We start from the raw sequence: 23,258 nt of genomic DNA on the forward strand, positions 1-23,258 counted from the left end.
GCGACGACTCGGATCCGGGCCGTCCCCGGTGGATCTGGCTGAAATGGCGTTGGTCGAGGCGGAATTGGATCGGCGCTGGCCGGAAACCAAGATCGAACCATCGCTGAGCCGCATCGCGACGCTGATGGATCTGCTGGGCTCACCTCAGCAGAGCTATCCGGCCATCCACATCGCGGGCACCAATGGCAAGACCTCGGTGACCCGGATGATCGATGCGCTGCTGACCGCACTGCACCGGCGCACCGGCCGGATCACCAGTCCGCATCTGCAGCTGGCCACCGAGCGGATCAGCATCGATAATGCGCCGATCAGCCCGGCCGAGTACGTGCAGACCTACCGCGAACTGCTGCCCTATATCGAAATGATCGATAAGCAGTCCGCCGCCGCCGACGGTCCGGCGATGAGCAAGTTCGAGGTGCTCACGGGCATGGCCTACGCCGCCTTCGCCGAGGCCCCGGTGGATGTCGCGGTCGTCGAGACCGGTATGGGCGGCCGCTGGGACGCGACCAATGTCATCGACGGACAGGTCGCGGTGATCACCCCGATCGGTCTGGACCACACCGATTTCCTCGGTGACGATCTCGCATCCATCGCGGGGGAGAAGGCCGGGATCATCAAACGGGCTCCGGAGAGCCTGGTGCCGCGCGATACCGTCGCCGTCATCGCCGAGCAGGAACCCGAAGCCATGGATGTGCTGCTGCGCCGGGCGGTCGAGGTCGATGCCGCGGTGGCGCGCGAGGGATCGGAGTTCCGGGTACTGGCCCGCCAGATAGCGGTCGGCGGCCAGCAGCTCGAATTGCAGGGCCTCGGTGGGATTTACGACGAAATCTTCCTGCCGCTGCACGGTGAGCACCAGGCGCGCAATGCGGTGCTCGCGCTGGCGGCTGTCGAGGCGTTCTTCGGCGCGGGTGCTGATCGGCAGCTCGATGTCGAGGCGGTGCGTGCTGGTTTTGCGAGCGTCACGAGTCCCGGCCGGATGGAGCGCATGCGCAATGCCCCGACCATCTTCATCGACGCCGCGCACAATCCGGCGGGCGCGCGCGCACTGGCCGCGACGCTGACTGCGGAATTCGACTTCCGCAAGCTGGTCGGTGTCGTCGCGGTGCTCGGCGACAAGGACGTGGCGGGCATATTGGACGCGCTGGAGCCGATATTCGACGAGATCGTGGTCACCAACAATGGTTCGCCGCGCGCCATGGATGTCGAACGCCTCGCCGACCTCGCCGTGCAGCGCTTCGGTGACGAACGGGTGGTCACCGCCGAGACGCTGCCCGACGCGTTGGAAACGGCCATCGCAATCGCCGAGGAGGTCGGTGATGCGGGCGAGATGGTTTCCGGTGCGGGCGTCGTGGTGACCGGCTCCGTGGTCACTGCCGGTGCGGCGCGCGCCCTATTCGGAAAGGACCCGGCATGAGCCGCACGGTCCGAATGCGGCAGCATGCGTAAGCACGTGGGACCCGCGAATGCCGACAAGGAGACAGCGTGACTGAGCCAACCGGCGACGCCGCCGAGCCCGACCGGGCCGACGGCGAGCCGCGGGTCCCTCAACCCGCCACCGACCCGTGGAAGGGTCTGCGCGGCGTCATGGCCGGCACGCTGATCCTCGAGGCGATCACGGTGCTGCTCGCACTGCCCGTGGTCGGGTCCGTCGGCGGCGGTATCGGCTGGTTCTCCGGCGGCTACCTGGTCGTCCTCGCGCTGGTGATGATCCTCGGCGCCGGATTGCAACGCCGCCCGTGGGCCATCCCGTTCAATCTCGGGCTGCAGGTCCTGTTGATCCTGGGCGTCTTCGTGCACCTGTCCATCGGCGTCATGGGCGTCTTCTTCGCCGTCGTCTGGGGATTCATCCTGGTGCTGCGCGCCGACGTCAAGCGCCGAATGGAACTCGGCCTGCTGCCCAGCCAACGCATCCAGGGCTCTTCCTAGCCGCCGGTTCGGTAACCGGCGGTATCGCCCATTAGGCTGAGCGCCGTGACTGAGCAGACGTTGGTACTCATCAAGCCGGACGGTGTGGCCCGTGGCCTCGTCGGTGAGGTGCTGGCCCGGATCGAGCGCAAGGGCCTGAAGATCGCCGCCCTGGAGCTGAAGCAGGTATCCGACGAGTTGGCGCGTGGCCACTACGCCGAACATGCCGAGAAGCGGTTCTTCGGTTCCTTGATCGAGTTCATCACCTCCGGCCCGGTCGTCGCGGCCATCCTGGAGGGGCCGCGCGCCATTGCGGCCTTCCGTCAGATCGCCGGCGGCACCGATCCGGTCGAGAAGGCCGTCCCGGGCAGCATTCGCGGCGACTTCGCACTGGAGACCCAGGAGAACCTGGTGCACGGCTCCGATTCGCCAGAATCGGCCAAGCGGGAAATCGCGCTCTGGTTTCCCGAGTTCCCCGCCTGATACGAGGCCCTGAGGCGTGAGCTGCGCGAACAGACAGCACAGCCGGCGTCGCCGCGGGACCTAGTCGCGCACCAGCGAGGCTAAGTCGTGCGGCGCTGGCGAGACGTCGCCGCACTGTGTGGGATACTGGGAGTGGTTGCTCACGATACCGACTGTTCGCGCAGGTACGCGGACGATCGGTGCCGGACGGTAACCGGATGACACTGCGGTTCGATGCCGATCATCGCTGCTACGAACAGCTGGCCGCTTGCTGGGGCCGGAGGTTCGCGTCGGCACGCTGGATGAGCGCTCGCGCCGTGGAGTTCAGCCAATAGCCAGGCGCCGCGTGACCAGTTAGCCCGATGACGAACATAATGGTGTTAACCGGGCATGCGGGGCGAGACCACTTGACCTTGCGCCAACCGCGTGAGGTGAACGGACAGTGCCCCCGCGTCGGCCGCGTCACTCCTGCCAGGAGGGACGCGCCCGGGGACCCGAGGAGACTTCGTGGCCGAACAAGAGCCGCTGACAACAACATCACAGGATGCCGAACAATTGCCGGAGCGAATCCGAGTTCACGCGCTTGCCAAGCGGCTGGGAGTAACCAGCAAACGCATCCTGGCCAAGCTCGCCGAGTTGGGTGCCGACGCACGTAGTGCGCAATCGAATGTCGATCGAGCGGTAGCGGAATCTGTCCGCGAAGCGCTCGGCACGGTGGAATCCGAGGCCGTCGAGCCGGATGCCGCCGCGCAAGAACCGGTTGCGGCCGAGCCGGTGGCGCCCGAGCCCGAGCCGGTTGCCGCCGCGCCCGAGGCGGCCGTGCGTGAGCCGGGGCCCATCTTCTCCGCGCCGGACGAAGTGATCGACCAGTCCGGATCGCTGCCAACTGGGGAGCAGCCCGCGGCGCATCAGCCGTCGGTGCAGTTGTTCACCCATTCGGTTCCGCGGGAGCCGCATGTCACGACGCCGGTCGTCTTCGAGGCCGCGGCCGAGGTCGCCGCACCGCTGTTCCTGCCGCCGGACGCCGCGGCCGCCGAGGCGGCGCGTCGGCAGCGTCGGGCCGAGCGCGATAGCCGTCGCGCCGAGGAGAGCGCGGTCGAAACCGTCGAGGAAGAGACCGAAACCGCCGAGGACGAGTCGACCGAACAGCAGGGCGAGGCGGATCAGCCGCGTCGTCGTCGACGTGGCCGTCGAGGGCGGGGTCGGGGCCGGGGTGAGCAGCACACCGACACCGAAATCGATGGTGAGGACACCGAAGCCACCGACGAGAGCGCCGAGGACGAGCCGGCCGCCGCCAAGAGCGAGGCCGAAGCCGAGCCCAGCGACGACACCGAGACCGAGGACGACGAATCCGGTGTGCCGGAGGGTTCGAGCCGTCGTCGCCGTCGCCGTCGTCGCCGCAAGGTGGCGGGGGACGGCGCCGATAGCGACAGCGCCTCCGATGACGATCCACCGAATACCGTCGTGCACGAGCGTGAGCCGCGCAATAAGAGCCGCAGCCGCGCCACCGTCGACGAGGTGCAGGGCATCACCGGCTCCACCCGGCTCGAGGCCAAGCGGCAGCGGCGGCGCGACGGCCGCGAGGCCGGTCGCCGTCGCCCGCCGATCCTGACCGAGTCGGAGTTCCTGGCCCGCCGCGAGGCGGTGGACCGGGTCATGGTCGTGCGCGAGAAGACCTTCCCGCTCCCGAGCGAAGCGAGGGACAATTCAGCGCAGCATACGACCGCGACCCAGGTCGCGGTGCTCGAGGACAACATCCTCGTCGAGCACTTCGTCACCAATACCGGCTCGGCGTCGATGGTCGGCAATGTCTACCTCGGCAAGGTGCAGAATGTGCTGCCCTCGATGGAGGCGGCCTTCGTCGATATCGGCCGCGGCCGCAACGGTGTGCTCTACGCCGGTGAGGTGAACTGGGAGGCCGCCGGTCTCGGCGGTAAGGAGCGCAAGATCGAGCAGGCGCTCAAGCCCGGCGATCAGGTGCTGGTCCAGGTCTCCAAGGATCCGGTCGGGCACAAGGGCGCCCGGCTGACCACCCAGATCAGCTTGGCCGGACGCTTCCTGGTGTACGTGCCGGGCGGTTCGTCCACCGGTATCAGCCGCAAGCTGCCCGATACCGAGCGCAAGCGACTCAAGGAGATCCTGCGCGATATCGTGCCCGCCGACGCCGGGGTGATCATCCGCACCGCGTCGGAGGGTGTCAGCGAAACCGAACTGGCGCGCGATGTGGAGCGGCTGCAGGCGACCTGGCGCACCATCGAGAAGGCCGCCGAGGTCAAGGACAACGGCTCGCCCAAGACGCTGTACGAAGAGCCGGACCTGTTGGTCAAGGTCATCCGCGACCTGTTCAATGAGGACTTCTCCAGGCTGGTCATCGAGGGTGAGCGGTCTTGGAGCACCGTCGAGAACTACATCCGCACGGTCGCGCCGGACATGCTCGCCCGGGTCTCCCGGCACGAGAACAATGGTGTCGACGTCTTCGAGACCTACCGGATCGATGAGCAACTCGCCAAGGCGCTCGATCGTAAGGTGTGGCTGCCCTCTGGCGGCACCCTGGTGATCGACCGGACCGAGGCGATGACCGTCATCGACGTCAATACCGGCAAGTTCACCGGTGCGGGCGGCAGCAATCTGGAAGAGACGGTCACCAGGAACAACCTGGAAGCGGCCGAGGAGATCGTGCGCCAGATGCGGCTGCGCGATATCGGCGGCATGATCGTTGTCGACTTCATCGATATGGTCCTGGAGTCGAACCGGGATCTGGTGTTGCGCAGGCTGACCGAGGCATTGGGCCGTGACCGCACCCGCCACCAGGTCTCCGAGGTGACCTCGCTCGGCCTGGTGCAGATGACCCGCAAGAAGCTGGGCACCGGCCTGGTCGAGGCGTTCTCGTCGAACTGTGAGCACTGCCACGGCCGGGGCATCATCGTGCACACCTACCCGGTGGAGCTCACCGGCGCCGAGGACAGTGCGCGCGGTGGCCGCGAGACCGGGTCGCGGCGGCGGCGTGGCCGGGACAAGGGTGCGGCACCGAGTGCACCCGCTGCGGCCAGCAATGGCACCGCGCATGTTGTCGAAGACGAGGCGGAGATCGCCGTCAAGCGCGCGCATCCGGTGGCGTTGGCGATGGCGGCGCATCAGTCGGAGGATGCGGCGCACCCGGAGGACGTTGCGGTCGCGGAAGCCGTTGCGGATGTCGTCGCCGCAAGCGATGAGGCGCCGGTCGATGAGGTCGTGGTCTCCGAGTCCGTTGCTGCGGTCGCTGAGGAAGTCGCGGAGGCGGTAGCCGAGGAAGTCGCGGAGGCGGTCGCCTGGGAAGCCGCGGACGCGGAGGTGGCGGCCGAGGAAGCCGCTGCGGCTGTATCCGAGGAGTTCGCTGCGTTCGCTGCTCCGATCGATGCTCGGAATTCAGAGTCGACCGTGGTGGCGGACGAAGCCGCTGAGCCCGCGAAAGAGCCGGTCGTGGCATCGGCCAACGGTGTGCCCGAATCCGCACCCCGTTCGACCGGCCGCAGACGTCGCGTCGCGCGTTCGGCCGCCGCACCTGCCGCCGACAGCACCGGCGCGGTGTTCGTGCTGCCGACGGCCGATCAGGGGTCCGCGGGGCCCGTGGTCGACTACACGGCGGATGTGCCGGTCGTGGTGCCGACGCGCAAGCCACGCCGCCGGGCCGTCGGTCGTCCTGCCGGGCCACCGGTGGACGACGTGAACTGATTGCCACGATCCGAAAACCTGGGACCCCCGCCGCATTCCGCGACGGGGGTTCCTGCCTTTCGCGGGCACCGGTTTGGTCGGGGTGGTATCCGTCCTGTAATCTTGGACAGTCGCTGCCCGGCGACAGCGCTTATCTGCGCTGTGTTTGTGACTCGGCTCGAAGCCGAGAGCCATCAGGTTGCTGTGGCGGCGGTGACTACCAGACCAGAGTGCTGTGGTTTCCAGCCGGAGTCATCCGGGCGGGAGCACGCAGCCGCGCGAGCACGAGCCGCGCGCTTTACAGGAAGAAGGGCAGCCGACCGATGGCAACGTACGCGATCGTCAAGACCGGCGGAAAGCAGTACAAGGTCGCGGTCGGTGACCTGGTGAAGGTCGAGAAGATCGAGGGTGCGCCGGGTTCGTCCGTGGCGCTGGCCCCGGTCCTCGTGGTGAACGGCGCCGAGCTGACCACCGATGCGGACAAGCTGGCCAAGGTTTCGGTGGCGGCCGAGGTCGTCGAGCACACCAAGGGCCCGAAGATCCGCATCCACAAGTTCAAGAACAAGACCGGCTACCACAAGCGTCAGGGTCACCGTCAGCCGCTGACGGTCCTCAAGGTCACCGGCATCAAGTAAGCCTCCGCGCTTTCTCGAATTACTTCACAGGAGTTCAGAAATGGCACATAAGAAGGGTGCATCCAGCTCCCGCAACGGTCGCGACTCGAACGCACAGCGACTCGGCGTCAAGCGTTTCGGTGGCCAGGCCGTTTCGGCGGGCGAGATCCTGGTTCGCCAGCGTGGCACGCACTTCCACCCTGGTGTGCTCGTCGGCCGTGGCGGCGACGACACCCTGTTCGCCCTGGCGGCGGGCAAGGTCGAGTTCGGCACCAAGCGTGGCCGCAAGACCGTCAACATCGTGGTTCCGGAGCCGGTCGAGGCCTGACCGCCTCTGCCGATTCCGGAAAAGCTGAGCGGGTCAGGGTGCATTCCCTGGCCCGCTTTTCGCGTTCTCGAACGATCGCGTTCCCATAAAGCAGGTTCTTACGAGCGACCTGCGAGCAGTCGCTACGGCTACCACCGAGGAGGATGATTCGGACATGTCCAAATTCATCGACCGTGTCGTATTGCACGTGCGTGCGGGCAAGGGTGGTCACGGCTGCGCCTCCGTGCGCCGCGAGAAGTTCATGCCGCTCGGCGGACCGGACGGCGGCAATGGCGGACGCGGCGGGGATGTGATCCTCGAGGTCGACCCGAATGTGCACACCCTGCTGGACTTCCATTTCCACCCGCACGCCAAGGCGAGCAACGGCAAGCCGGGCGAGGGCAGTAACCGCGACGGCAAGCAGGGCACCGATCTGGTGCTGAAGGTGCCCGACGGCACCGTGGTGCTCGACGACGACGGCAAGGTGGTCGTCGATCTGGTCGGTTCGGGCAATAAGTTCATCGTGGCCCGTGGCGGACGCGGTGGACTCGGCAATGCCGCGCTGGCCTCCAAGGCACGCAAGGCGCCCGGTTTCGCGCTGCTCGGCGAGGACGGTGATGAAGGCGATCTCGTCCTCGAGTTGAAGTCCGTCGCCGATGTGGGGCTGGTCGGGTTCCCGTCGGCGGGTAAGTCCTCGCTGGTGTCGGTGCTCTCGGCCGCCAAGCCGAAGATCGCGGACTACCCGTTCACCACGCTGGTGCCCAATCTCGGTGTGGTCTCCAGCGGTGACACCACCTTCACCATTGCCGATGTGCCCGGGCTGATTCCGGGCGCGAGCGAGGGGCGTGGGCTCGGGCTGGATTTCCTGCGGCATCTGGAACGCTGCGCGGTCCTCGCGCATGTTGTGGATTGCGCGACGCTGGAGCCGGGACGCGATCCGGTCTCCGATGTCGATGCGCTCGAGGCCGAACTCGCCGCCTACCAACCGGCTCTGGATGCCGATACCGGGCTCGGTGATCTGGCCGATCGGCCGCGCGTGGTGATCCTGAACAAGGTCGACGTGCCCGACGCCGCCGAGCTGGCGGAAATGGTCACGCCCGAATTCACCGCTCGCGGCTGGCCGGTCTTCGAGATTTCGGCGGTGAGCCGAGCTGGCCTGCGTCCCTTGACCTTTGCGCTCGCCGAGCTGGTCGAGCAGTATCGGAGCGCGCATCCGAAGGCCGCGCCGAAGCGTCCGGTGATCCGCCCGATCGCGGTGAACGAGTCCGGCTTCAGTGTGATCGCCGATCCCGAGGAGCCGGGCGGCTTCATCGTGCGCGGGCCGCAACCGGAGCGTTGGGTACGCCAGACCCAGTTCGACAACGACGAAGCCGTCGGTTACCTCGCCGACCGCCTGGCCCGCCTCGGTGTCGAAGACGAACTCGTGAAGCAGGGCGCCGAGCCCGGTGCGCCGGTCACGATCGGCGATGTTACCTTCGAGTGGGAGCCGCAGATCTCCGCGGGCATCGATATGGTGCCCACCGGCCGCGGCACCGACATCCGTCTGGAGCACAACGACCGGATCAGCGCCGCCGAACGCAAACACGCCTCCCGAGTGCGCCGCGGTCTGGTCAAGGACGACGAGGAATAACGTGGACGCCGTGGGCTTGTGGTGTGCGCCGGGGTCTGGCACGGCGTTTCGGCGAGCGCTGCGGCTCGGGTCGCCCGTTCAGCGCGCGTCGGAATTCAGTGCGGGCCAGTGCGTTCGGGCAGTATCGCTCCCGGCGGGTTCCGTTGGCCTGGATGGTGCGGCGAGTTCGATCGAGTCGGTTGGTGCAGTGAGCTCGGTTGGTCCGGGCCTGGTTCGGTCTGTTGATGCGGCGGCTGGCTCGGCGGTGGCGGCTTGTGCCTTGCGGTCGGCCGGTGCGCCCAGGCCAGTTCGGGCGATCGACTTCGTGGGTTCTGTTGTGGTACAGGGAGTTCGGTTGCGATGCAGGTGAGTTCGGGGATGGCCGAGGTGATGTCGCAGTCCGGGCTGAGTGAAGCCAGGACGGCGATTGCATCGGCGCGCAGTGTGGTGGTGAAGATCGGGTCTTCGGCGCTGACCAGCCTTAAGGGCGGACTCGACATGGCGCGCCTGGATCGGCTTGCCGATGCGGTGGAGGCGCGGATGCAGGCCGGATCCGATGTGGTCGTGGTTTCGTCCGGTGCGATCGGTGCGGGTATCGCTCCGCTCGGATTGACAACTCGCCCAAGGGATTTAGCTACCAAGCAGGCTGCGGCAAGTGTCGGTCAGTTGGCATTGGCGCATGCGTGGGGCACCTCGTTCGCGCGGTTCGGGCGCACGGTCGGGCAGGTGCTGTTGAGCGCCGACGACTTCTCGCGCCGGGAACATCACCGCAATGCCCAGCGCACCCTGGACCGGTTGCGCTCGCTCGGTGCGGTCGCCGTCGTGAACGAAAACGATACCGTCGCAACGGAAGAGATTCGCTTCGGCGATAACGACCGCCTAGCCGCGCTGGTCGCGCATCTGGTCGGCGCCGACGCGCTGGTGCTGCTCTCCGATGTCGAGGGCCTGTATGACGGCGATCCGCGCAAGGGTGCCGCCAACTTCATCCCCGAGGTGCGCAGCAGCGCCGACCTCGACGGCGTCATCGCGGGCAGCGGCGGCGCACTAGGCACCGGCGGCATGGCCTCCAAACTCTCCGCGGCCCGGCTGGCCGCCGACGCGGGCGTGCCTGTCCTGCTGGCCGCCGCCACCGAGGCCGAAATCGCGCTCAGCGCGGGCACCGTCGGCACCGCCTTCGCCGCCCGCCCGGTTCGCCTCTCCGCCCGCAAATTCTGGGTCCGCCACGCCGCCGATAGCCGCGGCGCCATCCTCATCGATGAGGGTGCCGTCCAAGCCGTCGCCGACCGCCGTCGCTCACTGCTCGCCGCAGGCATAACCGGCGTCCGTGGCCGCTTCCACGGCGGCGACGTAGTCGACCTCATCGCCCCCGACAACCGCATAGTCGCCCGCGGCGTAGTCGAATACGACAGCACCGAACTCTCCGGCATGCTCGGCCGCTCCACCACGGAACTCCCGGACACCATGCAACGTCCGGTAATCCACGCCGACGACCTGGTCAAGGTTTAGCGTCTGTTTCCTGCGGCAACCGGAACGTAGTGATGTACCGCGACGAGCGATGACGACGGCCTCGGTCAAAGTTTCGCCGGTTTGCGCCGCCAGCTCCCGCGCCAGCCGATCGGCTTCCGGATGCTCAGAGCCATATCATGATTCTCGACGAATAGGCGGAATCTGGACACCGATCTGATTTGTCGAGACCAGTCGGATTCGTGCTTTTCGGGAGCTACTCATCGCTGACCGCTGTCTGGGGTTGGGATGACGCCAGGTTGGTTGCTGGTTGGTGGGGGTTGGGAGGGGCCGGTTCGGTCGGGGATGGGGCCGGTGATGCCTGGTTGGCCGCCGGGGTCGGGGAGGGAAGGGGTTGGTGCCGACGGGCCGGGGGCCGGGGGCGCGGGTGGAGGCGCCTGTTGAGTTGGGGGTGCTGGTGCGGGTTCCGGAGGTTGTGGCTCCTGCGTTGGGGGCGGGGCCTGTTGGGGTGGGGCCGGAGGGGGTGCTTGTTGGGTTGATGGTTCCGGCTGTGGGGCCGGAGTGGGCTGTGGCGCCTGGGATTCCGATGTCGGAGGTGCTGGGTTTGGTTGCGGCGCTGGAGATTCCGGCGTGGCAGGTACCGGTGAGTCTGGGGCGGGTTGAGGGGGCGGAGCCGGGGTGGGCTGTGGTGCCTGTGACTCCGGGATTCCAGGGGCGGGGGTGGTGGGTGCTGGTGTCGTTGGGTCCGGAGTTGGTTGCGGTGCTGGGGATTCCGGCGTGGCGGGAATTGGTGCGGGTTCCGGAGAGCTGGGTGCCGGGGTGGTGGGTGCTGGTGTCGTTGGGTCCGGAGTTGGTTGCGGTGCTGGGGATTCCGGTGTAGACGGGCCCGGGGGGCTGGGTTCCGGGGTTGGTTGCGGTGCTTGGGATTCTGGCGTGGAAGGTGCTGGTGTGCCCGGGGTCGGGGTGGGTTGTGGTGCTTCGGGCTCCGGGGTGGGGGTTGGCTGTGGTGTTTGGGAATGCGGGGTGGAGGGCTCGGTTTCGGGGATCTGCGCGCCGGGCTGGCTTGGTTCGCGAGTGGGCGAGTGCCGGGGTGCCAACGTCGCGTCCGGAGTGCCCGGCAAGGAGGGCGGGCGGGGGAGGGCCGGGACGGCGGTGCCTGCCATTTGGTAGGCGGGTTTGTAGATCATGTTCATGGCGAGGACGGCTTCTTGGCGCAGTGCTTCCTGCGCCATTTGCGCATTGATCACATGGGCGGCTTCGAGCAGTCGGGCTATGGCGCCGATCGGACCCGAATTGCCCGGTGGGACAACGGCGATCTTCACCGCTTCGGCGGCCGCGGCCACCGCGCCGAGGCGGGTGCCGACCTGTCCCATGATCGCGGCGAGTTCATCGACGGAGTCGGCGTAGCTACGGGCGCAGGCGTAGGCGGCTTCGGCGGCGACGCCCTCCCAGGCCATCGAATTCATTACCCGATCCGAGCCGGCTCTGGTCAGTGGAAACGAACTCGCCAGTGTCCCTGCGACTTCCAGCCAGGTGACCGATGCGTTGAGGATCTGCGCGGCGTCGATCTGCTGGGTCTCGGCGTAGATCTCCTCATGCTTCATCGACTCGAAATGCTCCATCGAGCTGATGTAATCGGGATCATTACCGCTCATCGTCGCGCCTCGCTGACGTTCGACCGCGTCTTGCGCGTGGCGTGGTGTGTCTTGTTTTGCTGATCGGGTGGCTGATAGCCGTTCTGCGCGGAATCACAGCTCATCGCGGTACCCGCGTTTCGATCGCCCGCAATGCCGCGGCATTCGCCGCATCGGCCTCCTCGAACAGCCCGCCGCTGATCAGGAAGGCCTCCTTCATGCGGTAGGCGGCTTCGATGTAGTGGTCGAGCAGGGTGGCGGCGTCGCGGGCCTTGTGCGCGAATCCGGCCTGTAATTGCTGTGCGGAGATGAATCCGCCGAAGCCGCCCAGTTCGCCCGCCGATTCGAGGCGTCGGCGTAGATAGATGAGCCGGTCGGCTTGGTTGTCGTACATTTCGGCGCAACGTCGCGCCGCATCCGGGTCGAACTTGACGGTGCCCGCCTGTGCCTCCTGTTTGAAGCGGGCAATATCGGCTCGGCTGTTCTCGATCGTCATGCACCACACCCCCGGGGATCGGTCGGTCCGCCTCAGACTAACCGTTAGCCATGCCTCCGGATGAAATAGTTCCGGTCGGTTACGGCTTATCAGGCCGGCGCGGGAATACGTTTCTGCAGCTGGGTCGCGAGTTGCTCGGCCGAGGCGGGCACGATGTGCACGGTATCGCCCGCTTTGATCAGATAGCGCCCGTCGCCCTTGACGTCGATCCAGGTGTAGTGGATCGGCGGCTGCGGGGAGGGTTGGTCCAGTCGCCCTTCGATCCGGATGTGTCCCTCGGCGGTATGCGGCTTGAGCAGCAGCCGCCGTATCGACGGCACCGCCCGCTGCGCTACGACCACCGTCTCGTCGTCGCGGATCGCTTCGGCGGATGCCGCCCGCGCCGGTTCGTGTCCGGCTGGGACCGCGGGCAGCAATGCGGCGATCCGAGCACCGAGTTTGGCACTGAGGCCGATCGAAAGTCGTACGCGCCCACCGAAATCCGGTCCGGAACCAGGTTCCTGGATGGCCAGGACGGCACGGTCGTAGATCGCACAGGCCAGCAGCCGGATCTCGGTGCCGGGACCGTGCCCGCCACCGATCGCCACGATCCTGGTCTGAGGTGTGGCCATGATCCGCAGGCACGCCGATAGGTCCGGATCGCTGCGCGGCGGTAGTCGCTCCTCCAGCTGTGCGCGCAATTTGTCGGCTTCGGTCTCGGTTCGTGGTGTCTCGAGAATGCGCAGCGGATACGGGTGACGGTCCACTTCGGTTTCGCGCCAGATATGGGCGAACTCGTCCGGGGTGAAGGTCCAACCCACGCCGAATCACTCCTAACAACCCACGAACGTCATCGCGCCGCTAGCGACTGCTTGCAGGTCGCTCGAAAGGGTCAGCTTACTGGTGCCTCGAGGCGTTCGAACCAAGTCTTTGCCAAGCAGTACCCAAGGTTTGCGGGCTAACGTCGAAAGCAAATCTCGGATATATCCAGACAGCCCCTTCGGTTTTGCGCTGCCTTGTGGTGCCGGAGCGCCTGCTCCGGTGCGGTGAATGGGGTGATGGGAGAAAAGTCTTGCAGCTACTCGGACCGTGGACCGACTCGACGACATTTGCCGCGCTAGGCGGGGGTAAAGCGGGTGGGTTGTACACCTTGCACAATGGTGGCTTCCGCGTTCCCGACTGGGCGGTGCTCGGCACCGACGTCTTCAACCGGTTCCTTATCGAGACCAACACCGACGTCGATTTGGCGGCTATTGTGTTGAATGTCACATCATCGGACGACCTCGATTCGGCGCTGGCCGCCGGTGCGGACCTACGCGCCGCGATCGTCGATGCGCCGCTGCCGCAGCCGGTCCTCGAACTGATCGACAATGCTTACAGCCGCCTGGGGGCGGGCGCGATCGCGGTCCGATCGTCGGCGGTCGTCGAGGACGGTCCCGGCCATTCCTATGCGGGCCAGTTCGATTCGTTCCTCAATGTCAACGGCGTCGATGCGGTCGCGGCGCGCGTGCGTGACTGTTGGGCCTCGGCCTTTTCCGAACGGTCCATCCGCTATGCCTTCGCGCACGGACAGCCGCGCGCCGATGCCATAGCCGTTGTCCTACAACGCCTTATCGATGCGCGGTCCAGCGGCGTGATGTTCACCGCGAACCCGATCAACGGCGCCGCGGACGAATTGGTTGTCAGTGCGGTGTACGGGCTCGGCGAGGGACTGGTGTCGGGTGCGGTGGACGCCGATTCGGTTGTGGTCGACAAAACCTCCGGCACCGTGCTGGAAACGACTGTGGGGGACAAGGATCGCAGCTATGCGCCCGCGGGAGCGCAGGGCTGTGCGGTGCTGGAGGTCGAGCAGCAGCGCCGCGAGAGCACTGTGCTCGCCGATGCCGAACTGGCCGAATTGGTGGAGTGGGGACGCAAGCTGGAGGCCGATTTCGGTGCGCCGCAGGACATCGAGTGGGCCATCGGTGCCGACGGCCTCTGGTTCCTGCAGTCGCGTCCGATCACCACGGCGGTCACCGACGGCGCGGCGCGCGGTGCGGCACTGCGCGGGGCCGGTGAGGTGCTGGCCGACGGCGAAGAGCGAATCTGGGACAACTCCAACATCATCGAAAGTTTCAGCGGTATCACCTCCCCGCTGACCTACACGACCGCCGCCGACATTTACGGCCGCGTCTACCACGGTTACGCGAAGTCGCTGCGGGTGCCCGATGCGCAACTGCGCCAGACCGATCGATGGACTCCGGTGCTACTCGGCTACTTTCACGGCCGGGTCTACTACAACCTGCTGCACTGGTACCGGATGGTGGGCATCGCGCCCGGGTATCCGTTGAACAGGAAGGTGCTGGAGGCCGCGCTCGGCGTCGACGAACCGTTGCCCGACGAGATCGCGAAGACCTTGCGCCCGTTCACCTTCCGTACACGGCCGGCCCGACTGCGGTCGCGTGCGATTACCACGGTGACCTATGTGCGGCGACTGTTCGGCATCGACGATATGGTCGAGCGCTTCATGACCGACTTCTACCGCGTCTACGACGAATACGACGCACTCGACTACTCGACGCTGACCGGCGCACAGGCCTACGCGGCCTATCGCAAGGTCGACCGGGACCTGGTCGAGCGCTGGGGTCCGCTGATGGTCCTGGACGCAATCTTGTTGACCTGCACCGGTCTGATGTATCTGCTCACCAAACTGCTGCTGCCGAAGGCGCCGGAGTGGTTCCTGTACGCCGTCGTCGGGCCCGGCGCGGATGTCGAATCCGCCGAACCGGCGCGCGCTATGACCGAGCTCGCGAAGTTTGTCCGCGAGGATTCCGAGCTGGTGGCGTTGATCAATTCGACTGCGGCGGAGCAGATTTACGACGACATCGGTGACCGCACCGAATTCCTGGCCAGGGTCGAGGACTACATCGATCGCTACGGCTACCGCAGCCTGGACGAGCTGAAGCTGGAAACCCCGGATCTGCGTGAGGATCCCGCGAGCTTGTTCATCATGCTGCGCAGTGCGATCGGCCGCGTCGGCGAGGCGGCACAGCACAGCCGCAGTGCGGAGGCGGACGAATACCTCGACGCCAACCTGCACGGCTTCCGTCGGCGGATCTATGAGCGCCTGCGCGGCAAGGTGAATCGGTGCGCCGCGCATCGGGAGCGGCTGCGGTTCTGCCGGACCAGGGCCTTCGGCATGGTCAAGCGGATGATCCGGGTAATGGGCCGAGATCTGGTGGCGCGCGGCGTCATCGACGAATTCGACGATGTCTTCGCACTGACCGTCCAGGAACTGCGCGGCTGCTACGAGGGCGCCGACACAGACAACCTGCGCGATCTGGTCGCCACACGGAAAGCCCAGCGCGCCAGGGACGCCGAGTTGGTCGCTCCGGCCCGCTTCGTCACCGCAGGGCCGACATTCGGGCGCGCGGAACTCGCGCGCCAGGGCTGGGTGCCGGTCACCGACACTCCGGCGGCAACCGTCGGCACGGTCCTGCCCGGCACGCCCTCGGCATCAGGCATCGTCGAGGGCACTGCGGTGGTCGTCGACGAGCCACGCGACGTGGCAGGCGGCATTCTGGTGGCATACCGCACCGATCCCGGTTGGGTGGCCGCGCTGCCCTCGGCATCGGCGTTGGTGATCGAGCGCGGCAGCCCCCTCACTCATGTCGCGATCGTGGCACGGGAGTTGGGAGTTCCGACCGTGGTCCAAGTCAAGGACCTGACCAAGAAGATACGTTCTGGTATGGGAATACGGGTCGATGGCACGAACGGTACCGTGACTGTGCTGTCGGGAGGAGAGCCGCGCGATGATGCCGGATAAAGACGTTGCCGCAGTGCGTAATTGGCTTGCCGATCCGGCGCGTGACGCCGGGATCCACCTGGCCGACGAGGCCGACGGCTGGGAATACCGCAGCTATCACGATCTGGCGGAGCTGAGCTGGTCGATCGCGGCGCGCATGCGTGCACACGGTATGGGCAGCGGCGACGGCGCATGTGTGATCATGCCGACCGGATTCCCCTGTGCCGCCGCATTTTACGCGGTATGGGCCTGTGGTGGCGTCTTCACCCCGGTCGCGCCGCCGATGTTCGGCGACCTCGACCAGATCATCGCCCATATCGCGGCGATTCTGGAGCAGGCCCAGCCGCGTTTGGTGGTGACCTCGACCGAGTTCGAGCAGTTGGTGCGCAAAGCGGCGGAGGCGGCGGGACGCACCGATGAGCCGCTGGTGATCGATGCCGCGAATCTGGGTCCCGCGCCGGCGGAGCGCGAGTTCGGCGAGCCCGACGAATGCGCGCTGCTGCAATTCACCTCCGGATCCACCGGCACGCCGCGCGGAGTGCGGGTCAGCTGGCACAACCTGGCCAATAACATCGCGATGATCTCGTCGCTGATCGACTGGCGGCACGGCGAAACCATGGTCTCCTGGCTGCCGCTCTATCACGATATGGGCCTGGTCGGCGCATTTCTGACCACCGTGACCAATCAGGGCGAGTTGTATCTGATGCGCCCGGACCAGTTCGTCCGCGATCCGGCCCGCTGGTTGCGGGCCATGTCGCACGCACAGCACACGCCCTCGCCGTCGTTCGCCCTCGGTTATGTGGCCCACCGCGTCGCGCCGGAGGAGATCACGGATCTGGATTTGTCCGGCTGGCGCACACTGGCCGTGGGTTCCGAGCCGGTCGAGGTGGCCGATCTCCAGTCTTTCGCGGGACTGGCTGGCCGACAAGGCTTTTCGACCAACGCCTACACCCTTGCCTATGGTCTGGCGGAGGCGACGTTGATGGTGACTTCTTCGGCACGCAACCGACCCATCACCGCGCTGCGGCTGGACAATCCGAATCTGCGCTTCGGCCAACCGATTACGATCCTGGCCGAGGAATTGCTCGACGATACCCACCGTGTCGAAGGCTCCGGTTGGATCACCGGACTCGGCTATTCGACGCCCGAATCGACCGTGCGCGTGGTCGATGAAGACGGCCGGGAGCTGCCCGATGACACCCTCGGCGAGATGATCGTCGTCGGAGATTCGGTCGCGCTGGGTTACTCCGGCGAGCCCGACATCGGTTCGTCAACGCGGATCGTCGAGCGTGTGCTGTTCACCGGCGATGCCGGATTCCTGCACAACGGCGAGGTTTTCGTACTCGGCCGGATGGGGTCGAGTCTGAAGGTCCGCGGCCGGTCGGTGTTCATGGAGGACATCGAATCCCGAGTCGCACAGGAAACCGGAATCACCAAGGGCAAGCTCGCCGCCGTCGCGATCACCGAGGCCGGTGCCCAGGGCATCGCACTGTTCGCCGAATCGGCACCGGGCGGCTGGATTGCCGAGGCGCGCAGGATCATTCGCGGTGAACTCGGGCCCGCACAGACGGTGCATATCGTGACCGGCCCGCGCGGCATCATCCGCCGCACCTCGAGCGGCAAACCGCGGCGTCGGTATATGTGGCAGCTTTTCGCGGACGGTGCGTTGGCGGGCGCGGTGGTGCACGCGACCGAGGACGCTACAGAATCGGAGCTGCGCACCGACAGCCCGGCCACCGACGATGTTGTACCCGAGCCTGCCCTGCCTGCCGAACGAGTGCGACAGTTGCTCGATCGTGCATTGGAAAGTGTTGCGGTACCGCGAAATTCGACTGTGCTGTTCGAGGGGTCGCTGGCGGAAGGGTTCGGCAATGCCGGATCCGATGTCGACTTCCTGGTTGTCGCACCCGGTGACGAGGACCTGCCGACGCTGCCGACGGTGCTGTTCATCGATGGCCGTCGCGTCGAGGTGCGGACCAGGTGCGAGGCGCAGCTGCGCAATCAGCTGGAACTGGCGGCGAGTGGTTCGGACAAGATCGACGAGGATCTGCTCAACCGGTGTCAGCGATTCTTGCGCGCGACCGTGGTACAGGCCGGGGAACCGAATGTCGCGGAATTGCGTGCACTGCTGCCGCATTCGCACTTCACCGCCCTGATAGCCGACTGGTGGACCCGGCGTGCAACGCAGGCGCTGCGCTATGCGGTCGCGCTGCGGGGGCTACACGCCGACGCCGAAGCCGCCGACTGGGCGCGCGACGGACTGCTCCAGGCAATGAAGGGCTGGTCCGCCCGCAAGGGCGAGAGCTACCTGGAAACCAAGTGGCTGCCGCAACAGCTCGACCGTATCGGAACCGACGCGCTCATCGATCGCTACCACGACCTCACCAAGTCGACCGAGGTCGCATGGGAACACGTCTGGCAGTTGGCGGCGGCGCTCGGTGTCCCCGAGATCGCCGATGATCCGCACCAGATTCTGTTCGCGCGGCGCCCAGGAGTCACCACCTGGACGATCGGCGGTCGCATCCACGTGATCCGCGACGACCGCGACGTCTTCGCACTCTCGGACAGCGCGGCCCGCGCCTGGCGTTCTGTGGTGTTCCGGCATTCGTTGCGCGATGTCCTCGGCCGCGCCGATCACGACATCGCCGAGGATCTGCTCGAGTTCCTCGGGCTCGGTCTGGTCGGATTGCAGTGGCGCGGCGGGGAACTCATCGAACCCGCGCTGGCCATGTGTAAGCCGGTCAAGCCGTATACTCCGGTGCCCTACGCGGCCGCACCCGCCCTGGGGCTGACCGGTGCCGCACGCGACGATGTGATCGCGACGCTGTCACCCCTGCCCGCAACCAGATTCACCGAATGCGCGCTGAATTTGGTGTGGTCCAATGTCGTCCTGGAGAACGCCAGGGAGGATCTGGCGGGTGCGGTCAAGAACTCGCAGGGCGCGGTCGCCGATATCGCCGCACACCGGCTCATCGCCATGGCGGTCCGTGTCCTGTTGTCCGCATTCGGGATTCACCCGTTACCTGCCGATGTCGCGCCCGCACAGACCCTGCGACGACTGTTGCCGGGCCACGCCCTGCGTCGTGATGATCTGCTGGCACAGCTGGAATCGGCACGGCGGGTCCGTTTCTCGGAGATAATCGGAACAGGCGGAGATACTTTCGCGGGTTTCGCGGTGCTGGACGATTTCGTCACACTGGTCCGATCGATCGCGGCGGGGGCAGAGACGACAGCGGGGTTCCCGGCCTCCTTCGATTCGCGTGAGCAGTGGCGGCGCACCCTGGCGATCGGTTACGACTGGCTGCGCATCGCCGGGTACCTGAATACCGACCTACCTCTGGACGAGGCCCGCGATCTGCTGACCTCCGGTGGCCAACAACCGCATCTACGGGAAGGAGAGTCATGACTGCGGATAAGGTGCGCCGGATCGTCCTGGCCATGGCCCCGCAACCGCCCGCCGAATTGTCCGACGAGCACCGCCTCGTGGAGGATCTCGGGTTCGATTCACTGCGTCTGATGGAACTCACTGTTGTCCTGGAGCGGGCGTTCGAACTGCCGCGCTACCGGCCAGAGGAGCTGGTGGGCGTGCGCCGGGTCGATGCGGTGATCGCCCTGGTCGCGGGCAGTTCGGCGGCTGGCGAGGTGCCACTATGAGCTCCGGCGATACCGTGCTGGTGACCGGTGCGGCCGGATTGGTCGGCGCCGAGGTAGTGGCCAGGCTCGCGGCCGCGAGTCGGCCGATCGCCGCTGTGCTGCACAGCAATTCGACTATCGTGCGCAATGACGGCACGCTGATCGAGCCGGGTACGGCAGTCGCGGGCGACGTGCGCATGCCCGGATTCGGTCTCTCCGAGCGCGATACCGAAGACCTCGCCGAGCGAGTCGGCATCATCGTGCACTGTGCGGCGACCACGGCATTCGATGCATCGGCCGCGGACTACGAGGAACTCAATGTGGTCGGCACCGCGAATGCCATCGCGCTCGCACGTGAGTGGGAGGTGCCGCTGGTGCATGTCAGCACCGCATATGTGTGCGGTATGCGCGGCGGCACCATCGCCGAGGATGAACTCGATGCCGGTCAAACTTTCGGAAATGGGTACGAGGACAGCAAGTTTCGCGCCGAAAAGCTGGTGCGAGCGGCCGGGGAGCAGGGCCTGTCGTGGGTGATCGTGCGCCCCGGCATCGTTACCGGGGCCAGCGATACCGGCACGATCCGGGAGTACAAGAACCTCTACACCGTGGTGAAACTCATGGTCGAGGGCAAGTTGCGCGCACTGCCCGGCCGCTACGACGCGACGCTGTCGCTCGCGCCGGTCGATCATGTCGCCGATGTAATCGCCGCAGCCGTATTGGATTTCGACTCCGCGCGCAATCGTACGCTGCACGCGCTCGGCCGCGACACTCTTTCGCTGCGCGAGGTCTCCGATGTGCTCGCCGAATATCCGTCCTTCGAGGTCGCCACCTTCGTGCCGGCGGCGACCTTCGCCGAGGACGATCTCGAGCCGATCGAGCGGGAGTACTACCGCCGCATCGGTTCGCTCTACACCAGCTACTTCCGGCGACGGCTGGTATTCGACACCGCCCGTGCCGACGTGCTGCTCGGCAAGCCGTCCCCGGCCAGCGGCAAGGAGTATCTGCGGGTGCTGCTGGACTACTGCCTGGAATCGGGATACCTGGGCATGCCGCTGCCTTCGATAGCGGACATCCTGGCCGGCAACGACTTCGACGGAGCCGCCCCATGAGTGCGATGACGCCCGAGTCGCTGCGGGAACTGCTGAGCACGCTGACGCCATCACCGCAGAAGGTCGACGCCTATGTCGCCGACACCTATGTCCAGGAATCGGTCGACCAGCTCGATCGACTCGGCCTCGACGTGGCCGAATTCGCCAGGGAGCATTCGCTACTGCTGCTCAAGCCGGATGCGATCGTCGCTCGTTCCGTCGAGCCGACGCTGAACTGGCTAGCCGACAACGGGTTTCGGATCGTCAGCGCATTCCGCGTCCCGGTGGACCGGCATCTGGCGCGCGCGCTGTGGTATTTCGCGTGGAATATCGCCTCCCCCGAACGCCGCCGTCTGGCCGATCTGCTGGTCGCCATCTCGGATGTGCTCGTACTCGTCGTGCACGCCCCAGACGGTGAACTGCCCGTACCGGTGCGGCTCACCGAGGCGAAGGGCGCTACCGATCCGCGCAAGCGCCGCCCCGGCGAGCTGCGGTATCTGCTCGGCCGCCACAACTATCTGCTCAACCTGGTGCATTCGCCCGACGATCCCGCCGACGTGCTGCGGGAACTCGCCATCTACCTGGACGAATGGAGTCGGGCAACAGTGATCGCACAGGCCTGCGCCGGAGCGGACCGCACAGCGGACGCGGTCGCGGTCGCCGAGGAACTCTATGCGCGCACACCCGCGCGCAGCTTCGATCGGGCGGACGCGCTCGACCGGGTGCTGCACGATTCGGCAGGGGGCGGTAAGGCGGCCCCGCCCGGCTTCGATCCGGCCTCGGATGCGGACTGCGCGCAGTTGCTGTATCAGTCCTGGGCCGATGGCCGGGAGCTGGATCCGTGGTCGGTGATCGTACTCGGATCCTATGTACTTCCCATGCGGACCGGCACCGCGTCGCAGACGTTGCGGCCGGTGTCCGCCGAAGAATGGTTGGAGGGTCGAACGTGACCACAGATGCGGCCGCCGTGCAGACGGCGAGCCATACCCGCACGATCTCCCGGGAACTCGCACACCGATGCGCGGTCTCGGAGGTGTTCGTCACCTCATTGGACGCCGTGGGCGAGCACACCTTCGTCGCCGGAGCTCAACTACCCAGGATGCACGCGTATTACGGCGATCATGCCGGGTCGCTTGCGGTGCGCCATGATCCGCTTGTGGTCATGGAGGCGGCCCGGCAGGCGGCCATCGCATTGACGCACAAGTTCTACGGTGTGCCGAACGAAATGGCCTTCGTGGTGCGCACTTTCAACGGCACCGGATCCGACACCGCCGCCTGGGAGGTGCGTACCGCGCCCGCCGATCTGGTGATGCATGTGCGAGTTCCGCAGCGTCACCAGCGCGGTGGCGCGCTGCAGGGCGTCGATATGGTGCTCGAGATCGAATCCGACGGCGAGCCGATGCTGACGGTCGACGGGTCCTTCTCCTGGGTGACCGCGCGACAGTGGTCGGCACTGCGTAGCGGATTCCGGGAAAGCCTGGGGCTCGGTGCGTTTCGCGGTGCCTCGGCACTGACCGAGCGCGCCGCACCCGCCTCGGTGGGCCGGGAGAACTGGCGCAATGTGGTGATCGGCCCGCCGGTACGCGACGGCGCGATCGCACGGGCGAGGTTGGTGCCCGATCTCGGCCATCCCTTCCTGTTCGACCACCAGCTCGACCATGTGCCCGGCAGCCTGCTCATCGAGGCCTGCCGCCAGACCGCATTGTCGATGGTCGTGCGAGATATGCCCCAACTCGAGTGTGTGGCAAGTACTTTCGACCGGTTCGTAGAACTGGACCTGCCCGTGGAATGCATCGCCGAGATCACCGATGAAGGGGCGGGCAGTACCGTGATCCATTGCGAGATCCACCAGGCCGATGCCGTGGCCGCTCGGATAGATCTCGAATTCGCCGAGGATGCACTGGTTTCCGAGGCCGATTCCGAAGGAGTCTGATGGGCGAGGAGTTCACGGGCACCGACCTGCTGACCACCACCCGCGCCTTCCGCCGCCGCCTCGACCTGACCCGTCCGGTCGCGCGCCAGGATCTACTGGACTGCCTGGATATCGCGGTGCATGCGCCGAGTGGCACCAATCGTCAGCCGTGGCGCTTTTTGGTCGTCGAGGATTCGGCGACCAAACAGCAGATCGCCGAGTATTACCGAAAGGGTTTCGCCGCTTACCTTTCCGCGCGCACGCCCCGTCCGGACCAACTAGGTGATCTGGCCTCCGGGCAGCACCTCGCGGCGCATCTACACGAGGTGCCCGCCCTGGTCATCGTGTGCTCTCTCGGTCGTCCACCCGCGAATGCGTCGGCGCTGCTGCTGGCCAGTTTCTACGGCTCGATCTATCCGGCGGTCTGGAACTTCATGCTCGCGCTGCACGAACGTGGGCTCGGCTGCACCATGACGACCGCGCATCTGGCCTATGAGCGTGATATCGCCGATCTGCTCGGGATTCCGTTCCAGCAGGTCACTCAGGTCGCCATGTTGCCGGTCGCTCATCTGCTGCCCGGCACCCAGGGCCCGGGACTGCGGCGCACGCCTGCCGCGGAGGTGACCATGTGGGACCGGTGGACGCAAGCGTGAGCGAGCGAATGTTGTCGCAGCGTGTACT

Annotated in this window: 19 protein-coding genes and 1 pseudogene; 17 read left to right on the top strand and 3 right to left on the bottom strand. The window is 66.5% G+C overall.

The window, feature by feature from the left end; all coding sequences use genetic code 11:
* Positions 1-43: 43 nt before the first annotated feature.
* From AB0J47_RS00965 to proB, 8 genes are all read left to right on the top strand, one after another.
* Entirely contained in the window at positions 44-1,414 is a 1,371-nt protein-coding gene (locus AB0J47_RS00965) for a folylpolyglutamate synthase/dihydrofolate synthase family protein (RefSeq protein WP_364339760.1), read from the top strand.
* 170 nt (positions 1,415-1,584) lie between these two features.
* Positions 1,585-1,926 (top strand): DUF4233 domain-containing protein, encoded by a 342-nt coding sequence (locus tag AB0J47_RS00970; RefSeq protein WP_364339763.1) that lies wholly within the window; start codon positions 1,585-1,587, stop codon positions 1,924-1,926.
* Between the two features lie 45 nt (positions 1,927-1,971).
* The gene (gene ndk, locus AB0J47_RS00975; RefSeq protein WP_364339021.1) at positions 1,972-2,388 is read left to right on the top strand and encodes a nucleoside-diphosphate kinase; all 417 of its coding nucleotides are present in this window, start codon (positions 1,972-1,974) and stop codon (positions 2,386-2,388) included.
* Positions 2,389-2,874: 486 nt separating this feature from the next.
* Positions 2,875-6,078, top strand: coding sequence for a translation initiation factor IF-2 N-terminal domain-containing protein (locus AB0J47_RS00980; RefSeq protein WP_364339023.1), 3,204 nt, complete (start codon positions 2,875-2,877; stop codon positions 6,076-6,078).
* Positions 6,079-6,380: 302 nt separating this feature from the next.
* Positions 6,381-6,692 (top strand): 50S ribosomal protein L21, encoded by a 312-nt coding sequence (gene rplU, locus AB0J47_RS00985; protein ID WP_040687720.1) that lies wholly within the window; start codon positions 6,381-6,383, stop codon positions 6,690-6,692.
* Positions 6,693-6,732: 40 nt separating this feature from the next.
* Positions 6,733-6,999, top strand: coding sequence for a 50S ribosomal protein L27 (rpmA, locus tag AB0J47_RS00990; RefSeq protein ID WP_330253217.1), 267 nt, complete (start codon positions 6,733-6,735; stop codon positions 6,997-6,999).
* A gap of 154 nt (positions 7,000-7,153) precedes the next feature.
* Positions 7,154-8,608, top strand: a complete 1,455-nt coding sequence (gene obgE / locus AB0J47_RS00995; RefSeq protein ID WP_364339027.1) for a GTPase ObgE — start codon at positions 7,154-7,156, stop codon at positions 8,606-8,608.
* 369 nt (positions 8,609-8,977) lie between these two features.
* The gene (gene proB, locus AB0J47_RS01000) at positions 8,978-10,093 is read left to right on the top strand and encodes a glutamate 5-kinase (protein ID WP_364339765.1); all 1,116 of its coding nucleotides are present in this window, start codon (positions 8,978-8,980) and stop codon (positions 10,091-10,093) included.
* A 39-nt stretch (positions 10,094-10,132) separates the two neighbouring features.
* On the opposite strand, the pseudogene AB0J47_RS01005 reads toward proB, so the two are convergent.
* Positions 10,133-10,219 (bottom strand): annotated as a pseudogene (locus AB0J47_RS01005) (type II toxin-antitoxin system VapB family antitoxin); the annotation flags it as partial.
* A gap of 418 nt (positions 10,220-10,637) precedes the next feature.
* On the opposite strand from AB0J47_RS01005, the gene AB0J47_RS01010 reads away from it, so the two are divergent.
* Together AB0J47_RS01010 and AB0J47_RS01015 are read left to right on the top strand one after the other, a co-directional pair.
* The gene (locus AB0J47_RS01010; protein ID WP_364339029.1) at positions 10,638-10,931 is read left to right on the top strand and encodes a hypothetical protein; all 294 of its coding nucleotides are present in this window, start codon (positions 10,638-10,640) and stop codon (positions 10,929-10,931) included.
* A gap of 328 nt (positions 10,932-11,259) precedes the next feature.
* Positions 11,260-11,769 carry a hypothetical protein gene (locus AB0J47_RS01015; protein ID WP_364339031.1) on the top strand — a complete coding sequence of 170 codons (510 nt, stop codon included), beginning with the start codon at positions 11,260-11,262 and terminating at the stop codon, positions 11,767-11,769.
* Between the two features lie 37 nt (positions 11,770-11,806).
* On the opposite strand, the gene AB0J47_RS01020 is transcribed toward AB0J47_RS01015, so the two are convergent.
* A complete protein-coding gene (locus AB0J47_RS01020; RefSeq protein ID WP_364339033.1) occupies positions 11,807-12,181 on the bottom strand; it encodes a hypothetical protein in 375 nt (124 codons plus the stop codon).
* Positions 12,182-12,270: 89 nt separating this feature from the next.
* Positions 12,271-12,981: an ESX secretion-associated protein EspG gene (locus tag AB0J47_RS01025; protein ID WP_364339036.1), complete on the bottom strand. Its 711-nt coding sequence runs from the start codon at positions 12,979-12,981 to the stop codon at positions 12,271-12,273.
* 251 nt (positions 12,982-13,232) lie between these two features.
* On the opposite strand from AB0J47_RS01025, the gene AB0J47_RS01030 reads away from it, so the two are divergent.
* From AB0J47_RS01030 to AB0J47_RS01060, 7 genes are read left to right on the top strand one after another with little or no spacing between them, the layout of a single operon-like run.
* On the top strand, positions 13,233-15,965 hold the full coding sequence (locus AB0J47_RS01030) for a phosphoenolpyruvate synthase (protein WP_364339038.1): 2,733 nt from the start codon (positions 13,233-13,235) through the stop codon (positions 15,963-15,965).
* The gene (locus AB0J47_RS01035) at positions 15,952-19,350 is read left to right on the top strand and encodes an AMP-binding protein (RefSeq protein ID WP_364339040.1); all 3,399 of its coding nucleotides are present in this window, start codon (positions 15,952-15,954) and stop codon (positions 19,348-19,350) included. The genes AB0J47_RS01030 and AB0J47_RS01035 overlap by 14 nt, the downstream gene beginning before the upstream one ends.
* A complete protein-coding gene (locus AB0J47_RS01040) occupies positions 19,347-19,598 on the top strand; it encodes a phosphopantetheine-binding protein (RefSeq protein ID WP_364339042.1) in 252 nt (83 codons plus the stop codon). The genes AB0J47_RS01035 and AB0J47_RS01040 overlap by 4 nt, the downstream gene beginning before the upstream one ends.
* A complete protein-coding gene (locus AB0J47_RS01045; protein ID WP_364339044.1) occupies positions 19,595-20,686 on the top strand; it encodes an SDR family oxidoreductase in 1,092 nt (363 codons plus the stop codon). The genes AB0J47_RS01040 and AB0J47_RS01045 overlap by 4 nt, the downstream gene beginning before the upstream one ends.
* The gene (locus AB0J47_RS01050) at positions 20,683-21,615 is read left to right on the top strand and encodes a nucleoside-diphosphate kinase (protein WP_364339046.1); all 933 of its coding nucleotides are present in this window, start codon (positions 20,683-20,685) and stop codon (positions 21,613-21,615) included. Before AB0J47_RS01045 ends, AB0J47_RS01050 begins: the two co-directional genes overlap by 4 nt.
* The gene (locus tag AB0J47_RS01055) at positions 21,612-22,598 is read left to right on the top strand and encodes a ScbA/BarX family gamma-butyrolactone biosynthesis protein (RefSeq protein WP_364339049.1); all 987 of its coding nucleotides are present in this window, start codon (positions 21,612-21,614) and stop codon (positions 22,596-22,598) included. Before AB0J47_RS01050 ends, AB0J47_RS01055 begins: the two co-directional genes overlap by 4 nt.
* Positions 22,598-23,230, top strand: coding sequence for a nitroreductase family protein (locus AB0J47_RS01060; protein WP_364339052.1), 633 nt, complete (start codon positions 22,598-22,600; stop codon positions 23,228-23,230). Before AB0J47_RS01055 ends, AB0J47_RS01060 begins: the two co-directional genes overlap by 1 nt.
* Positions 23,231-23,258: the final 28 nt, after the last annotated feature.

The sequence above is a fragment of the Nocardia sp. NPDC049737 genome (genome assembly GCF_040674755.1).
GTDB lineage: Bacteria > Actinomycetota > Actinomycetes > Mycobacteriales > Mycobacteriaceae > Nocardia.

What these genes read in the sequence shown, in the direction of transcription:
- AB0J47_RS00965 (WP_364339760.1), top strand. Translation starts at nt 44, where the DNA reads ATGGCGTTGGTCGAGGCGGAATTGGATCGGCGCTGGCCGGAAACCAAG.
- AB0J47_RS00970 (WP_364339763.1), top strand. Translation starts at nt 1,585, where the DNA reads ATGGCCGGCACGCTGATCCTCGAGGCGATCACGGTGCTGCTCGCACTG.
- rplU (WP_040687720.1), top strand. Translation starts at nt 6,381, where the DNA reads ATGGCAACGTACGCGATCGTCAAGACCGGCGGAAAGCAGTACAAGGTC.
- rpmA (WP_330253217.1), top strand. Translation starts at nt 6,733, where the DNA reads ATGGCACATAAGAAGGGTGCATCCAGCTCCCGCAACGGTCGCGACTCG.
- obgE (WP_364339027.1), top strand. Translation starts at nt 7,154, where the DNA reads ATGTCCAAATTCATCGACCGTGTCGTATTGCACGTGCGTGCGGGCAAG.
- proB (WP_364339765.1), top strand. Translation starts at nt 8,978, where the DNA reads ATGTCGCAGTCCGGGCTGAGTGAAGCCAGGACGGCGATTGCATCGGCG.
- AB0J47_RS01010 (WP_364339029.1), top strand. Translation starts at nt 10,638, where the DNA reads ATGTCGGAGGTGCTGGGTTTGGTTGCGGCGCTGGAGATTCCGGCGTGG.
- AB0J47_RS01020 (WP_364339033.1), bottom strand. Translation starts at nt 12,181, where the DNA reads ATGACGATCGAGAACAGCCGAGCCGATATTGCCCGCTTCAAACAGGAG.
- AB0J47_RS01035 (WP_364339040.1), top strand. Translation starts at nt 15,952, where the DNA reads ATGATGCCGGATAAAGACGTTGCCGCAGTGCGTAATTGGCTTGCCGAT.
- AB0J47_RS01040 (WP_364339042.1), top strand. Translation starts at nt 19,347, where the DNA reads ATGACTGCGGATAAGGTGCGCCGGATCGTCCTGGCCATGGCCCCGCAA.
- AB0J47_RS01045 (WP_364339044.1), top strand. Translation starts at nt 19,595, where the DNA reads ATGAGCTCCGGCGATACCGTGCTGGTGACCGGTGCGGCCGGATTGGTC.
- AB0J47_RS01050 (WP_364339046.1), top strand. Translation starts at nt 20,683, where the DNA reads ATGAGTGCGATGACGCCCGAGTCGCTGCGGGAACTGCTGAGCACGCTG.
- AB0J47_RS01060 (WP_364339052.1), top strand. Translation starts at nt 22,598, where the DNA reads ATGGGCGAGGAGTTCACGGGCACCGACCTGCTGACCACCACCCGCGCC.